Here is a 15,913-nt window from a genome sequence, read left to right on the forward strand (position 1 = left end):
GTGGGCGTCGGTCATTCGGCCGAACGACACACACCGCCGGCCGGGGCGCACCGGCCGGGTAAGGTTCACCGATGACTGAATCGGGGAGTCACCACGCCAATCCGTACGCGCCGCCGTGGCCGCAGGCCGGGCAGTACCCGGCGAATCCTCCCCATCCCTACCCCGCCTACGGCGCCCCCGGTCTCTATCCGGGCCAACCACCGTACGGACCGCCCGCCACCAAGCCACCGCTACGGCATGTGGCACTGACCCGTTCGTTGGCCGGAGCATCGATCGTCGTCTACCTCATGATCGCGGTGTTCGGCTTCCTGACCTTCGCCACGGTGACCCGCAACGGTGAATCCGAGGGGTCGACGTTCAACGGGTGGGCTCACTGGACATCGCAGGTTGAGGGCCTCCCGCTCACCGACGGCTCCCACGCGGTCATCTTTCCGGGAGTCCTGTTGCCGCTGCTGATCCTGTTCCCGACGGCGCTGTCGTCGATTCTGATCATGTGCAACGTCGGACGACGCCCCTTCGCGGCGGTCACCATCCTGTTCGGGGTGATCGCCACCGCGGTGGCCACCCTCGCCGTGGTCAACCCATCGGTGGTGGTGGGGACCTTCGACGACAGTTCGGCAACCGTCATCGACGCCAACTACAGCTTCTCCCCCGGACCGTCGGCGATCCTGAACATGGTGATCGGCGTCGTGATCGTGATGCTGGCGATCGGCGTGGTCGCCTTCGGGGGCCGGGCCCGCACCTGAGGGATGACGGTGCACATCCCAAAGATGTTTGGCGACTCGCCCGTCGAGATCAGCGCCCGGCCACCAGGTGGATCACATCGACGACGACGGGTCGTCCGTGCCGCCGCGCCGCCTGCACGTAGTGGATGCCCGGGCCCGGCGGCAGTGGGATCGATTCCCCCGGATGGGCGACCACCAGGTCGTAGGCCCCGCCGAGTCCGGTCATCAGCACCGCAATGCGCCGGTCGCCACGATTGTGCACCACAGCGAGCCCGCCGGTGTGCGTGCACTCGACGCCGGCATCGGCGACGTGGGTCGGCTCGCCGACATCCCAGTCCCCCGTCGCGGTCCCGTCCACGGCCGACGGCGAAGTGCGGGGCGTCCAGAACTCGTCGACCCCGTGGATCACCGACCAGTCCACATCACCGGGACGCGGCGAGTGCAGCAGGACGCACGGATCGTCGTCGTCGATGATCTGCCCGACCAGCACCGGGCGTCCGTCGCGACGCTCACCCTGCAGGATGTGGAATTCGACGTCCGGCAACGCGGCCGAGGAACCGCTGGGCAGCAGAGTGAATCGGGTGCCGGTGGTGCCGGCGAATCCCGGGGTCGACAGCACCGCGAGATTGCGGCAGCCGCGGTTGTGCACGGTGAGGTGTGAGTCGCGGTTCCCGGGTTTGGCCACCGAGTAGCTCAGTCCGCCGGCGTGGCCGGTGAGCCAGGTGCCGGCGCCGTCGTCGGTCCATTCACCGTCGTCGGGGGTGAGGAACCGCGACGTGGTGGTGCGTCGAGGCGGCTCCGTCAGCATCGTGGTCATGACCGGCCTCCTGTGTCGAGCGAAGAACTGTGTGCATTCAGTGCACCGCGCCCCGGTCGGCGTGCACATGAGTAGCCGACTACCCGAAATGTCGGATCCACTTCCCCTGAACATGAAACGGCCCCCGCACCACCCGAGTCGTCGAGTACCTCGAGCAGGACCTGCTCGGGTGCGGGGGCCGGGTGACCACCTGGTATTCGCCAGTGCGAGTACGTGATCTGACGATCACATCAGCGGATATCAGATGGGACTCCGCGCTAGCGGATGGTCACCTCACATGTCCGTAAATCACTCAACGTCGGACCACCTCCTTCCTTGTGTACCGACGAACCTACGCCGGGTCTGCCGACGCGGCAACGCATTTACTCACACCGGCGCCGGGTGCGCCGCGAAGAACCGCCAGACGGTGGCGGTGGCGTCGAGGGCGTCGGACGGCGGGTCGGTCCCCAGGGTGCGTTCGAGTACCGGAGCGCCCGGCGCACCCGGCCATTGATGACCGGCTCCGGCCACGCCGATCAGTTCGACGGCCCGCCCCGACGGACAGACGGCGGTCTCGCGGGTCACCGGTCCGACGACCACCGGCGTCGGCGCGGCACATCCGTCGATGCGGCGCCATGTCGCGCTGACCTCGGGTACCGGCGGACCGTCGACCCTCGCGGTCCCGCCGAGGTTGAACGCCTCACCCGGCCCACCGGCGTACGGGACCCGACCGTCGGCGGTGCCATGGATCTGGAGCACCGATGTCGGTGCGGCCGAGCCACATCCGGTCAGCAGGGTTCCGGCCACCGGGGCCACCGCCGCGAAGAGCGTTGTCTGACAGGCCAACCGGAGCGCCATCATCGCACCGTTGGACATTCCGGTGACGTAGATCCGGCGCGGATCGATCGGGCCGCGTCGCGTGATATCCGATACCACGGCACCGATGAAGGCGACGTCGTCGACGTTGCGGGATTGTGCCGGCCCGCAGCAGCTTCCGGCATTCCACGATCGGGCGACGCCGTCCGGGTAGGCGACGATGAACCCATCGCGGTCGGCCTGGACATCCCAGCCGTAGCTGCGTTGTGCCTGTGCCGCGCTTCCGTAGCCGCCGTGCAACATGATCACCAACGGCTTCGCCTGCTCGGTGGTGCCCGGCCGGTGGATGCGGTAGTCGCGGGCCATGCCACCCACGCTCAGCGACTGCGCAGAGTCGCCGATGGGGATCTCGTTCGACGGCGCGCCGGAGGCGTCTCCGGGACGGACCGCACACCCGGCGACGATCACCACCACCACGACCAGCGACGCGACGATCCCCGCGGTTGCCGATGCCGCCCGTGTGTGCGCGCTCATGCGTACGAGTGTGGCCGACATCGACACAATTGACAAGCTTATTGACAAAATGCGGTTCGGTCCTCGGAGACACTCCCGACGTTTGGCACACTCAGGCCATGCCCCCACCCGCCGCCGGTGTGACGCCCACGGTTCCGGCGCTCGTACAGATCCTGTCCGCATCCGCCGGTCCGCGGCTGACGCGGGCGTTCGCCGACGCCGGACTCGACAACCTCCGTCCGGGGCAGGCGCTGGCCTTGACCGCACTCGTCGGCGGTCCCGTGCACGCCAGTGACATCGCCGGGCGCCTCGGGATCAGCCGTCAGGCGGTGGCCCAGGCGGTCGCGGCACTGGATCGGCATGGTTACCTGACCCGCAGCACCGATCCCGCCGACGGCCGCGCCAAACTCGTCACGCTGACCGACCGCGGATGGGCGGCACTGCGCGTGATGCGGTCGAGTGCACTGGCCCTCGAACAGCAGTGGCGTTCGCTACTGGGCGACGAACGCCTCGCCGAGTTCGCCGACGCCCTGACGACGCTGATCTCGCACAGCGGTGGCAGCGGATCCGACGGCAGCGGGTCAGACGGCAGCGGGTCAGACGGCAGCGGGTCAGACGGCACCGAGATCCAGGACCAGTGAGGACGACGCCGCGGCACGCTCCGGCAACTGATGGGTGATCACCACGACGGTGCGCCCGGGACCGAACATGCCCGAGGTGGGGTCGAGAATGCGCTCGAGGAGACGCTGCGCGTCGGTGGCATCGAGGTGTTCGGTGGGTTCGTCGAGGACGACGATCGGCGCACGGTGGATCAGGGCCCGGGCCAACAGCAGGCGACGTCGTTGCCCTCCCGAGATCGACTCGGCCCCACCGGTCAGCGTGGTGTCCAGCCCCTCCGGCAGCTCGGCGACCCAGTCGTCGAGACCCACCTCGGCGAGTGCGGCGTGCATCTCCTCGACGGTGACATCGCCGCGTGCGACCCGCAGGTTCTCGGCCACCGACGTCGAGAACAGATGCGCCTCCTCGGCGAAATAGCATGTCGCCGAACGCACCGCGATCCCCTGCCCAGAGGCCTCGCGCGCGTCGACGTGGCCGCCCTGCGGCGCCAGCAGTCCGGTCATGGTCAGCGCCAACGTCGACTTGCCGATGCCACTCGGGCCGATGACGGCCATCCGCGATCCCGGTGTCAGAATCACGCTCATTCCGCCCGCGGGACCGAGCAGGGCCTTCGGCGACCAGCCCCAGCGCAGATCCTGCAGGTGCAGCGTCGCGGGTCCGTCGTGTACGGGCACGTCATCGATCACCGAGTGGGTGACACCCGAGGTGCCCGCCCCGGCGCCGTCGACGAGAGCCATCACCCGCGCGGCACTCTGTCGGCTGCGTTCGAGTTGGATGCCGGCCTCGGTCAGGGGTGCCGTCGATTCGAATGCCGACAGCGGCAGCAGGATCAGCACGCCGAGCACCATCGGGGTCAGTTGGCCGGTGACGCTCGAGACGTCGGCGAGCGATCCGGACACTCCGGACGCCAGCCCGATGCCGATGAGGCATGCGGCGAGTAGGGATGCCCCCAGCGACAGTGGGGTTGCGGCCGCGGCCGTGGCCTCGATCCGTTCGCCACGATCGGTGGCGACGATCGCGTCGGCGTCGGCGGCCGCACCCGCCGCGAGCACCGCATCCCGGCGCCGCGCGACCACCAGTTCCGGTGCGTGCCACAGTGCGGTCGTCACCGCCTGCGCGGACCGGCCGGTGGCGTCGGCGCCGTCGAAGATCGCCCGTGTCGATCCGCGGGCGGCCAGCCATGGGGCGATCACCCCGGAGACGATCAGCGCGATCGCCAGGATCAGTGCCGCCCAGCCCGACACCATCGCCATGATCGCGACCGCCGCGACCGACGTGGTCAGGCCCACCCCGATCGGGACCAGTCCGCGAATCAGCGCGTTGCCGATCTCGTCGACATCGTCGCCGGTCCGGGTGAGCAGTTCCCCACGACGCAGGGTCACCGAGTAAGCCGGCGAGCCGGATGCCAACGCCACGTAGAGGCGTTCCCGTGCCGTGGCCATGGCGCCCAAGGCCAGGTCGTGGGTGGCCAGCCGCTCGAGATAGCGGAACAGGCCGCGCGAGATGCCGAGGGCGCGAACCGCGGTGATGGCCAGCGACAGGTAGAGCACCGGCGGCATCTGCCAGGCCCGGGTGATCAGCCACGCCGACAACGCGGCCAACCCGAGCGCCGAGAGTGCGCCGGCGACCCCGAGCAGGACCGACCACAGCACCGGACGCCACCGCAGACCGAGGAATCCCAGCGCCCGGATCAGCGGGTCACCGCGCCATCCGGCCGGCGACGGTGTGGTGACGGGCTGCAGGGCTGACTCAACCGACACCGATGGCCTCCGGGAAGTCGATGACGGCCCCGGCGAACTCCCGGACCACCGGGCGGTGGGCCACGACGATGACGGTGTCGCCAGCCGCCGCCCGGGCGGCCAACGCCGCCAAGACCCCACGTTCGGCGTCGGCATCCAGATGGGCGGTCGGCTCGTCGAGGATCAGCAGCGGTGAGGGTGAGGCCAGGACGCGGGTGAGGGCGAGCCGTTGACGCTGCCCGGCCGACAGCCCCGTTCCCCCGGCACCCAGGACCGTCCGGTCGCCGTCCGGCAGCGACGCCACCACCGCATCGAAACCCGTTGTGGCGGAGGCACGTCGGAGCGCCACCGGATCAAGCGCACCAAACATCGCCAGGTTGTCGGCGACGGTGCCGGGAACCACCACCGGTTGCTGCGGCAGCCACGCTACCTGTTCGTGGAATGCGGTGGGTTCGAGTTCGGCCACCGGCACCGAACCGATCAGCACCGAGCCCTCATCCGGCGACAGCAAACCGAGGATCACCGCGATCGTCGTGGTCTTCCCGGAACCGTTGGGCCCTGAGAACACCGTCAGCGCACCGGGTTCGGCGGTCGCCGTCAGCTCGTAGGGCGCCCAGCCGTTCCGCCCGTGCACACCCACGTCGAGCAGCCGGATCGGTGCGCCGGCCACCGTGACGGTGCGGGTGCGCGTCGAAGTGGTTGTCGCCGTTCCTGATTCGATGAGGTCGGCGACCTCTCCGGCGGCGGCGACCCCGTCAGCCGAGTTGTGGAACTGTGCGCCGACCTGCCGCAGCGGGAGATACGCCTCCGGCGCCAAGATCAGCGCCAGCACACCGGCATACAGGCTCATGTCGCCGTACACCAGACGCAATCCGATCCCGACCGCGACCAACGCCACACACAGGGTGGCGAGCAGTTCGAGCACCCCACCGGAGAGGAAGGCGATCCGCAGCGACGACATGGTGCTGCGCCGATGCGACTGGCCGAGGTCGGCGACCTGCCGGGCCGGGGTGCGGGCACGGCCGAGGGCCCGCAGCGTCGGCAACCCGGTGATCAGGTCGAGCAGCTGCGCCGACAACCGGCTCATCGTGGCGAGTTTGCGTTCGGTACGGTCCCGCGTCATCACCCCGATCAGGATCATGAACAGCGGGATCAGCGGCAGCGTCACCAGGATGATCACCGCCGACGGCCAGTCGACCACGCCGATGACCGCGACGACGGTCGGGGTCACCAGCACCGTGACGATCAGCGCGGGCAGATAGGCCGACAGATACGGCCGCAACGCGTCGAGCCCGCGGAGCAGCACGGTGGTGGCATGTTCCCTGCGCTGCAACAGCTCTCGCGGCGACACCCGGTCCGGATCGGTGAGCACCCCGAGCGCGCGGGCGCGCAACTCGGCGATCGCGGTCGCCGACGCCCGGTGCGCATACCGGTCGTGGGCGAACGAGGTGATCACCCGCACCACCAGCGCCGCGACGAGCACCCACAGGTGCACCGCCTGCGCCCCGAGCGACCGCGCCGACGGGTCGGTGACGAGTTCGGCGAGGATCGACGCCGTCATCGCCGCGGTGACGATGACACTGACCACCGTGATCGCGGCCAGAGCCGCGGTGACCACCACATAGACGCGGGTGGCGGGCGAATACCGCAGCAGGCGCGGGTCCAGCGGTGGCCGGGCCCGGCGCCGTGCCGCGACCGGCTCGGCTACCGACACAACGTCACTGCCACGCCTTCAACGAGGGCAACCCGATCGGATCCGGGATCTCGTCGACGCTGATCCGCTTGCGGAACACCCAGTACGTCCAGGCCTGGTAGGCGATGACGATCGGCGTCATGAGGAGCGCTGCGATGGTCATCACGGTCAGGGTGTAGTGGCTCGACGCGGTGTTGGCGATGGTCAGGCTGTAGTCCGGGTTGGTGCTGGACGGCAGGACATCCGGGAACAGCACCGAGAACAGCGTGGCCACGGTTCCGGCGATCGCGATCGATGTCGCCAGGAAGGCGATGCCCTCCCGATTGACCTGGGTGGCAGCGACCATCACCAGTGCGGCCACGGCGGCGATGAGGACCGGGATCCAGGTCCAGCCGTTGCCGTAGGCGAACTGCGTCCACAGCAGGAAGGCCGCGGCGACGACGAGCGTCGGAATGGCCAGTGTCTTCGCGTATTTCATCGCGTCCTGTTGCAGCACACCACTGGTCTTGAGGCCGAGGAAGACCGCACCGTGGGTGAGGAAGGCCAGCAGCGTGGTGGCCCCACCGAGCAGGGCGTACGGGTTGAGGAGATTGAAGAATCCTCCGGTGTACTGCGCGTCGGCGTCGATCGGCAGACCGCGGATCACGTTGGCGAAGGCCACACCCCACAGGAGCGCGGGAATCCAGGAACCCAGACCGATGCCGACGTCGCACCAGGTGCGCCACTTGGGGTCGTTGATCTTGCCGCGCCACTCGATGGCGACGACGCGGGTGATCAACCCGATCAGGATCAGGAACAGCGGGAGGTAGAACGCGGTGAACATCGTTGCATACCAACCACCGAACGCCGCGAACAAGGCGCCGCCGGCAGTGAGCAGCCACACCTCGTTGCCGTCCCACACGGGACCGATGGTGTTGAGCAGGGCGCGTCGACGCTTGTCCGGGTCGGCGATGTCGGACTCGGGCGACACCTTGTCGTCGCCGCCGGTGTGGCTCGACCCGAGGAAGGGCATGAGCATGCCGACGCCGAAGTCGAATCCCTCGAGGACGAAGTACCCGATGAACAGGACCGCGACGAGGATGAACCAGAGGTTTTCCAGAGACATCTACGTCACCCTTTCAGTACGCGAACGAGAGTTGTTTGGGTTCATCGGAATCGGCGTCGTCGGTCTCGACCTCCGGTGCGACGTTGTCGTGCGCGCCCGGCCCCTCGATGGCGTAGCGGCGTTGCAGCAGGAACCACACCACACCGAGTCCGCCGTAAATGAGGGTGAAACCGATCATGGTGACCCACAGGATCGGTGGCGTGTGATTGGAGACGCCGTCCTGCACGAGCATGCTGATGCGGGTGGGATCGAGATCGTCGACCCAGTTGGGGGCGACCACCCACGGCTGACGACCCATCTCGGTGAAGATCCAGCCGGAGGCATTGGCCAGGAACGGCGTCGGGATCAACCAGAGCGCGAGTATGCCGAACCGTCTGGATTCGACCACCCGCTTTTTCCGCGTGAACCACAGCCCGCCCAGTGCGATGATGACCGATCCGAGCGCCCAGGTGATCATCGCGCGGAAGGCCCAGTAGGTGACGAACAGGTTCGGCGCGAAGTTCTGCCCCGGCATGTTCATCTTCTGCTGGTACTCCTGCTGGAGCTGATTGACGCCCTCGACCTCACTGGTGAAGCTGTGATCGGCCAGGAACGACAACATCTTCGGGATCTCGATGAGGTGATCGATGGAGCTGCAGTTGTTCTGCCGTCCCACGGCCAGCACGGAGAACCCGGCACCGTCCTCGGTGTTGCACAACGATTCCGCCGCGGCCATCTTCATCGGTTGCTGCTTGAACATGATCTGCGCCTGCAGATCTCCGGTGACGAAGAGCAGCAGACCCGACACGATCGTCACCCATAGCGCGAACCGGGTCACCGGCCGCCACAGGTCGCGGGCGTCACGCTCGAGATCCTCCGGCGTCGCGTCGATCTGACTGGGCGAGGTGGTCTTGGGCATCCCCGAGGTGTCACCGGTCTCGATGGCGTGGCGAAGCTTCTTGGCGCGCCACATGTTCCGGCTCATCCACCAGATACCGATGCCCGCGACGAAGGTGCCCGCGGTGAGCCAGGCACCGGTGATCACGTGTGGGAACGCGACCAGCGTCGTGTTGTTGGTGATGACCGCCCAGAAGTTGTTCATCGCCGGACGCTCGCGCGCCTCATCCCACGCCACCCCGACCGGGTGCTGCATGAACGAGTTGGCGGCGATGATGAAGTACGCCGATGCGGTCACACCGACCGCGGCCAGCCAGATGGTGGCCAGATGCACCCGCCGCGGCAGGCGCGACCAGCCGAAGATCCACAGGCCCAGGAACGTCGACTCCAGGAAGAAGGCGATCAAACCCTCGAGGGCCAGCGGCGCTCCGAAGACGTCGGCGACGAATCGGCTGTATTCGCTCCAGTTCATGCCGAACTGGAACTCCTGCACGATGCCGGTCGCCACACCCAGTGCGAAGTTGATCAGGAACAGCTTGCCGAAGAACTTTGTGGCCCGTAGCCACTGTTCGTTCCCGGTCTTGTGCCACACCGTCTGCATGATCGCGACCATCGGCGCGAGGCCGATGGTCAGCGGAACGAAGATGAAGTGGTAGACGGTGGTGATACCGAATTGCCACCGGGACAAATCCAGAGCGTTCAACGTCGCCTCGAATCGCGTAGCCGCGCTCGGGCTGCGAGACACGGACTGGAACGAAAGCCGAGTACTACCGGTAGTAGTACTCGTGGTTGTGACGCTACGCCTGGCCACACCCGTCGACAACCGACCAAGGTCCCGTCACCGAACATTCAGTTGTGGGCTGGGTCTCGTTTATGTTAGGGATCACCGGCCGCGAACGTTGCGAAATGTCCGATCCCGTGAATCAACCCTATTCTCGATCAACCGAAATCGCTCGGTCGACCAGATCGACGAATTTCTTCGCGTCCTCCGGCACCGACAGCGGGTGCCCGTTGAGTGTGGTGACCCGGGCGGCGAGGGTCACACTGCTGATCAGCCAGACCGAATCGGCCTCGATGAGGTCCGCCGGGCGGAGGACCCGGGTCTCGGTGCGCCAGCCCTCCTCGGCCGCGAGCGCGAACGTCGCGACCTGCGTGGTTCCCGGCAGGATGCCGATCTCGGCCGGCGGGGTGACCAGTGTCTCTCCGATCACCGCGACGACCGTCGACCGAGGACCCTCGAGGACCGCACCCTCGCTGCTGACGTAGATGACGTCGTCGTAGCCGAGTTCGGCTGCGTGCCGCAGCGCCCCCATGTTGGTGGCGTAGCTGAGGGTCTTGGCCCCCAGGAGTTGCCACGGCGCCGTCGCGGCCAGATCGATCGAATACCCGCGTTCGAGGGTGATCACCGAGACACCGTGCTCGCGCACCGCGGTCGCGCGTTCGGCGACCGGACCGACGGTCAGATACGCCGTCGGCTCCGGCTTGGGCCCGGCGCTCTCCCGCCCCCGCGAATACACCAGGCGCACAACCCCCTCGGTGCCCGAACCGCGACGCTCCGACCAGGTCCGGGCGGCCACGTCGATCGCAGTGCGCCACGCGTCGACGTCGGGCTCCGGCAGATCGAGCATGGCCGCGCTGCGGGCCAGCCGCTGCAGATGCAGTCCGACGGCGCGGGCGCGGCCGCCACGGATCAGCAGGGTCTCGAAGATCCCGTCCCCGCGCACGGCGGCGAGGTCATCGGCGTAGAGGAACGGGGCGTCGGGATCAAGGACCGTTCCGTCGAGGGCAACCAGAAGCGACTGCGACATGCCGAACAGCTTAGGGCGCGGGGCCGCGCAGCCGAGGACGACGGTCGGCGCACCGTCGGCGGGTAGACTCGACGCGTGACCCGCTCACCCATCCTGACCAGGTATTCCGGCGACGGCGCAGTGGGCGCACCCGATGATTCATCGTCGGTCGCCTGGCATTACGGCGACCCGCTCGGCGAACAGCGCGCGGCCATCAGCGGGGCGATCATCGTCGACCGCAGCGACCGCACGGTCATCGAACTGCCCGGCCCGGAACGCCTGACGTGGCTCAACACCATCTGTTCTCAGCGTCTCGACGATCTCGGCGACCGGCGATCCGCCGAAGCACTGTCGCTCGACGCCAACGGACGCGTCGAGGACCACTTCGTCATCACCGACGTCGACGAGGTGACCTGGATCGACACCGAACCCGCACGCGGTGAGGCCCTGCTGACGTTCCTCACCCGGATGGTGTTCTGGGCCAAGGTCTCCCCCGCGGCCCGCCCCGACATGAAAGTGCTGACCCTCATCGGTCCCGGCGCGTTCACCGGCCCGATCGCCGAGCTTCTCGAGATCGACCCGGATGCGGCGCCGTATCAGGTGGGCGATCTGCCCGAGTCCCATCACGAGGACGAACCACTCGGCTTCTGGCGGATCATGCCACCGCTGTCCGAAGGGCCGCATTCGACCACGATGCTGCCCGTCGTCGATCTCGTCGTGCCGGAATTCCTGCTGCCGACATGGTGGGACGAACTCGTCGAGGCGGGCGCACGGATGGCCGGGAGCTGGGCGTACGACGCGCTGCGCGTCGCCGGGGCCCGCCCCCGGCTCGGCGTCGACACCGACGACCGCACCATCCCCCATGAGACCGGCTGGATCGGCGGCCCCGAGCAGGCGGGAGCGGTGCACCTGGACAAGGGCTGCTACCGCGGGCAGGAGACGGTGGCCCGGGTGCACAACCTCGGCAAGTCACCGCGGCAACTGGTGCTGCTGCATCTGGACGGCAGCTCGGATCATCGGCCCTCACCTGGCGAGGCGATCACCGCGGGCGGTCGGACCGTCGGGCGTCTCGGTACCGTCGTCGACCACTTCGATCTGGGTCCCATCGCCCTGGGATTGGTCAAACGGAGCATCGGCGCCAACGTCGATCTCACCGTGGGCGATGAGAACCCCGTCGCGGCACGCATCGATCCGGATTCGATCGCCTCCGACGATCACGTTCAGGCCGGTCGCGCGGCCGTGGACCGGCTCCGCGGCCGGGCGTGACCGGCGGCCGGGGGTGACGGGCATGAGTGATCACGGCGTCGTGCTGGCGGTGTGTTCCGTGGTGGCCGACATCGATCTCGGCAAGGCCGGCGTCAGCGCCATCGACAAGCGACCCCAGCAGGGCCGGATCGTCGTCGGCGAACTGGGCCTGACCACCGACCACGTCTGCGACCGCAAACATCACGGCGGGCTGGATCAGGCTGTGTACGCCTACGACGATGCCGAGGCCGCCCGGTGGGCCGACGAACTCGACCGTGATCTGCCTTACGGCTGGTTCGGGGAGAACCTGCGCACCACCGGCATCGCGGTGACCGACGCGATCGTCGGCGAACGCTGGGCGATCGGCGACGACGACGTCGTCCTGGAGACCACGATCCCCCGGATCCCGTGCCGCACCTTCGCCGCATGGGCCGAGGAGGACCGGTGGGTCAAACGCTTCATGCAACGCGGCGACAGCGGCTCCTACCTGCGGGTTGTCCACCGCGGGACCATCGGCGCGGGCGATGCCGTCACCGTCGTGCATCGACCGGACCACGGTGTGCGGGTGCGCGACCTGCTGACCGGCACCGACGCCGACGCACTGGAACGTCTCCTCGCCCAACCGGACCTGGCCCCCAAGGTCGCGCGGGAGGCCTCGCGGCACCTCGCCCGGTCCTGACGAGGGTGCCGAACCGCTGCTCGGCGTGGCGTGACCGGGGCAGTCCGCGTAATCGGAGAACGCGCGCTAAACTGGTCCCCACGACATACTCAACTACCTAGAGAACGGGGCCGCCACACGTTTGGCCGCCCCGTCATTGTGCGAGGGGGTCCCATATGGGCCGCGGCCGGGCTAAAGCAAAGCAGACGAAAGTTGCTCGTCAGCTGAAGTACTCCACTCCGAACACCGACTTCGAGAGCTTGCAGCGCGAGCTCTCGGGGACAACGGCGGACTCACCAGACCGCCCGGATCCGGTGGACGAGTGGGCCGAAGAAGACGAGTGGCGCCGCGCCTGAGCGCGCGGATTCCTCCTTCGTAGTTCTTATCTGACGTCACTGCCCAGACGTCGACTCGGTGACGTCCACCAGCCACCGATCTCACGAACCCCACCGTCGGGACCTTCTCCAGGAGAATTCCGGCGGTGGGTTTCGTTGTGCCTCGGCCCCGTCGAGTGGGCGCCCTTTCCCGTTGACTGGGCGCACATCTCCATCGAGTGGGGGCGATATCGCGTCGAGTGGGCGCACTGCGTGTCACGGTGTCAGAACCGCGGGTGATCTCCCCGAAGCGTCGCAGCGCCGTGCGAGTCAGAGCTGCGCTTGATCGTGCCGAGCACCCAGTTGTCGACGTGCCGTGCGGTCAGGACCGCCTGCGCGCGATCGGTGTCCTCCGGAGCCACCACGGCGACCATGCCGACGCCCATGTTGAAGGTGCGTTCCATCTCCAACTGCTCGACCCGACCGCGCTGGGCGATCATCGCGAAAATCGGTGCGGGACTCCAGGTATTGCGCTCGAGTTCGGCGACCAGACCCGCCGGGATGACGCGCGCCAGGTTCTCGGCGAGGCCACCGCCGGTGATGTGGGCGAAGGTGCGCACGTCGGCCTCGGCGGCCAGCGCGAGGCAATCGCGGGCATAGATGCGGGTGGGTTCGAGCAGTTCCTCACCGAGCGTGCGACCGAACTCCTCGACGTGCCCACCGAGATCCATGTGGCCGTAGTCCAGCAGGACCTTACGGGCCAGTGAATAGCCGTTGGAATGCAAGCCGGACGACCCCATCGCGATCACCACGTCACCGGCGCGGACCTTGTCCGGGGAGAGCACCTGATCGGCCTCGACGACGCCGACCGCGGTGGCCGACAGATCGTAATGGTCATCACGCATCAGCCCGGGATGTTCGGCCGTCTCACCACCGAGCAACGCACATCCGGCGATCACGCAACCATCGGCGATGCCGCCCACGATCTCGGCGACGGTCTCGGGGACGACCTTGCCGATGGCGATGTAATCCTGCAGGAACAGCGGTTCGGCACCACAGACGACGAGGTCGTCGACGCACATGGCGACGAGATCCTGACCGACGGTGTCATGTTTGCCGACGGCCTGTGCCACAGCGAGTTTGGTGCCGACGCCATCGCTGGCAGCGGCGAGAACCGGCTCGCGGTAGTTGCCCTTGAGCGCGAAGAGTCCGGAAAAACCGCCGAGGCCACCGAGGACCTCGGGCCGGGTCGCACGCTTGGCGTGCGACCCGATCAGTTCGACGGCCCGTTCACCGGCGTCGATGTCGACCCCGGCCGCCGCGTAGGACAGTCCCTCGGAAGAGTTCGTATTCTCGGCAGCCGAATCAGCGTCACTCACGGATGACACGGTACCCGAGCACCTCAGGGTCGCATCACGGCACTGACGTTGTCATTGGACGCGACCAGCGGATCCGTCCTGACATCGCCGGCGGCGTTGGCGAGCATCTGCTCGAGGACCGCCTTGCCCATCGAGGTCTCCTTGGGCAGTTCGATCGGATAGTTCCCGTCGAAGCAGGCCGCACACAGCGCAGACGCCGGTTGATGAGTGGCCGCGATCATCTCGTCGGTGCTGATGTACCCCAGCGAATCCGCGCCGATCGCCTGCCGCACGCCGTCGACCATGTGCTCCTCGGACTCCATGCCGTTGGCGATGAGTTCGGCCGGCGACGCGAAGTCGATGCCGTAGAAGCAGGGCCAGCGCACCGGACTCGACGCGATCCGGACGTGCACCTCGGCGGCACCGGCTTCACGCAGCATCCGGATCAGTGCTCGCTGAGTGTTACCACGAACAATCGAATCATCCACGACGACAAGCTTCTTGCCGCGGATGACCTCTTTGAGCGGGTTCAGCTTGAGTCGGATACCCAGTTGGCGAATCGTTTGCGACGGCTGGATGAAGGTGCGCCCGACGTAGGCGTTCTTCATCAGGCCCTGACCGTAGGGAATGCCCGATTCCTGCGCGAACCCGACGGCGGCCGGGGTGCCCGACTCGGGCACCGGGATCACCAGATCGCCCTCGGCCGGATGCTCACGCGCCAGCCGGCGCCCGATGTCGACGCGCGCGGAGTGCACGGACCGGCCGTGGATGACGCTGTCGGGGCGGGCGAGGTAGACGTATTCGAAGACACAGCCGCGCGGCGTCGCATCGGCGAATCGGGTGCTGCGCACCCCGTCGGCGTCGATGGCGAGGAGTTCACCGGGTTCGATGTCGCGGACGAAGGAGGCGCCGACGATGTCGAGGGCCGCGGTTTCCGACGCGACGACCCACCCGCGGTCGAGGCGGCCGAGTGACAGTGGCCGCACACCGTGCGGGTCACGCGCCGCGTACAGCGTGTGCTCGTCCATGAAGGTGAGGCAGAACGCACCGCGCAGCGTCGGCAGCAGTTCCATCGCCGCCTGCTCGAGGCTGCTGTCGGCGGCGCCGTGGGCCAGCAGTGCTCCGACGATGTCGGAGTCGGAGGTGGCCGCGGTGCTCTTGATGCCCAGTTCGCGGGCCCGGCTGGCGAGCTCGGCGGTGTTCACCAGGTTGCCGTTGTGGCCCAGCGCCACACCGGTTCCGGCGTCGGTGGTGCGGAAGATGGGCTGTGAGTTCTCCCACGTCGTCGATCCGGTGGTCGAGTACCGGCAGTGGCCGATCGCGACGTGGCCGACCATCGAGCCCAGCGTCTGCTCGTCGAAGACCTGACTGACCAGGCCGAGGTCTTTGAAGACCAGCACCTGCGAGCCGTCGCCGACGGCGATACCGGCGGCTTCCTGACCTCGGTGCTGAAGCGCGTAGAGCCCGTAGTAGGAAAGCTTGGCGACGTCCTCACCGGGAGCCCAGACACCGAAAACGCCGCACTCCTCGCGCGGCTCGTTCTCCGGTTCGTCGACCGGTGCACCCGCTGCGCAGGCGTGCGGCGTGGGCGCCAGCAGACTTCTGCCGGCTTTGGACTGCTCGGTCATCGACGAACTCCCTGGGGCTGGGCGGGTCTACTCATCGGTCGG

General features: G+C 67.9%; 14 protein-coding genes. 5 read left to right on the forward strand and 9 right to left on the reverse strand.

Going from position 1 to position 15,913, the window contains the following annotated elements:
• Positions 1-71 precede the first annotated feature (71 nt).
• Positions 72-746, forward strand: a complete 675-nt coding sequence (locus ACWETB_RS18880) for a hypothetical protein (protein ID WP_449742055.1) — start codon at positions 72-74, stop codon at positions 744-746.
• 49 nt (positions 747-795) lie between these two features.
• Here ACWETB_RS18880 and ACWETB_RS18885 read toward each other — a convergent pair whose 3' ends face one another.
• Both ACWETB_RS18885 and ACWETB_RS18890 read right to left on the reverse strand, forming a co-directional pair.
• Entirely contained in the window at positions 796-1,542 is a 747-nt protein-coding gene (locus ACWETB_RS18885; RefSeq protein WP_449742056.1) for a hypothetical protein, read from the reverse strand.
• Between the two features lie 366 nt (positions 1,543-1,908).
• The gene (locus ACWETB_RS18890; protein ID WP_452212878.1) at positions 1,909-2,871 is read right to left on the reverse strand and encodes an extracellular catalytic domain type 1 short-chain-length polyhydroxyalkanoate depolymerase; all 963 of its coding nucleotides are present in this window, start codon (positions 2,869-2,871) and stop codon (positions 1,909-1,911) included.
• Between the two features lie 98 nt (positions 2,872-2,969).
• On the opposite strand from ACWETB_RS18890, the gene ACWETB_RS18895 reads away from it, so the two are divergent.
• A complete protein-coding gene (locus tag ACWETB_RS18895; protein WP_452212880.1) occupies positions 2,970-3,491 on the forward strand; it encodes a MarR family winged helix-turn-helix transcriptional regulator in 522 nt (173 codons plus the stop codon).
• Here ACWETB_RS18895 and cydC read toward each other — a convergent pair.
• The 5 genes from cydC to ACWETB_RS18920 all read right to left on the reverse strand — a co-directional run bounded on the left by cydC (position 3,462) and on the right by ACWETB_RS18920 (position 10,689).
• Positions 3,462-5,162 carry a thiol reductant ABC exporter subunit CydC gene (gene cydC / locus ACWETB_RS18900; RefSeq protein ID WP_452212926.1) on the reverse strand — a complete coding sequence of 567 codons (1,701 nt, stop codon included), beginning with the start codon at positions 5,160-5,162 and terminating at the stop codon, positions 3,462-3,464. The genes ACWETB_RS18895 and cydC overlap by 30 nt on opposite strands.
• A gap of 55 nt (positions 5,163-5,217) precedes the next feature.
• Positions 5,218-6,921 carry a thiol reductant ABC exporter subunit CydD gene (gene cydD / locus ACWETB_RS18905; RefSeq protein ID WP_449742058.1) on the reverse strand — a complete coding sequence of 568 codons (1,704 nt, stop codon included), beginning with the start codon at positions 6,919-6,921 and terminating at the stop codon, positions 5,218-5,220.
• A gap of 4 nt (positions 6,922-6,925) precedes the next feature.
• Positions 6,926-8,005: a cytochrome d ubiquinol oxidase subunit II gene (gene cydB, locus ACWETB_RS18910; RefSeq protein ID WP_452212882.1), complete on the reverse strand. Its 1,080-nt coding sequence runs from the start codon at positions 8,003-8,005 to the stop codon at positions 6,926-6,928.
• A gap of 13 nt (positions 8,006-8,018) precedes the next feature.
• On the reverse strand, positions 8,019-9,584 hold the full coding sequence (locus tag ACWETB_RS18915) for a cytochrome ubiquinol oxidase subunit I (RefSeq protein ID WP_449742060.1): 1,566 nt from the start codon (positions 9,582-9,584) through the stop codon (positions 8,019-8,021).
• Positions 9,585-9,810: 226 nt separating this feature from the next.
• The gene (locus ACWETB_RS18920) at positions 9,811-10,689 is read right to left on the reverse strand and encodes an aminodeoxychorismate lyase (protein ID WP_452212884.1); all 879 of its coding nucleotides are present in this window, start codon (positions 10,687-10,689) and stop codon (positions 9,811-9,813) included.
• A gap of 75 nt (positions 10,690-10,764) precedes the next feature.
• On the opposite strand from ACWETB_RS18920, the gene ygfZ reads away from it, so the two are divergent.
• From ygfZ to ACWETB_RS18935, 3 genes are all read left to right on the forward strand, one after another.
• Entirely contained in the window at positions 10,765-11,934 is a 1,170-nt protein-coding gene (gene ygfZ / locus ACWETB_RS18925) for a CAF17-like 4Fe-4S cluster assembly/insertion protein YgfZ (RefSeq protein WP_348804754.1), read from the forward strand.
• 22 nt (positions 11,935-11,956) lie between these two features.
• Complete coding sequence (locus tag ACWETB_RS18930; protein WP_348804753.1) at positions 11,957-12,592, forward strand: MOSC domain-containing protein; 636 nt, start codon at positions 11,957-11,959, stop codon at positions 12,590-12,592.
• A 155-nt stretch (positions 12,593-12,747) separates the two neighbouring features.
• Positions 12,748-12,927, forward strand: coding sequence for a DUF3073 domain-containing protein (locus ACWETB_RS18935; RefSeq protein ID WP_348804752.1), 180 nt, complete (start codon positions 12,748-12,750; stop codon positions 12,925-12,927).
• 242 nt (positions 12,928-13,169) lie between these two features.
• Here ACWETB_RS18935 and purM read toward each other — a convergent pair whose 3' ends face one another.
• A complete protein-coding gene (gene purM / locus ACWETB_RS18940; RefSeq protein WP_449742064.1) occupies positions 13,170-14,264 on the reverse strand; it encodes a phosphoribosylformylglycinamidine cyclo-ligase in 1,095 nt (364 codons plus the stop codon).
• A gap of 23 nt (positions 14,265-14,287) precedes the next feature.
• Positions 14,288-15,871, reverse strand: a complete 1,584-nt coding sequence (gene purF / locus ACWETB_RS18945) for an amidophosphoribosyltransferase (protein ID WP_452212887.1) — start codon at positions 15,869-15,871, stop codon at positions 14,288-14,290.
• Positions 15,872-15,913: the final 42 nt, after the last annotated feature.

The sequence above is a fragment of the Gordonia sp. NPDC003950 genome (assembly GCF_053605205.1).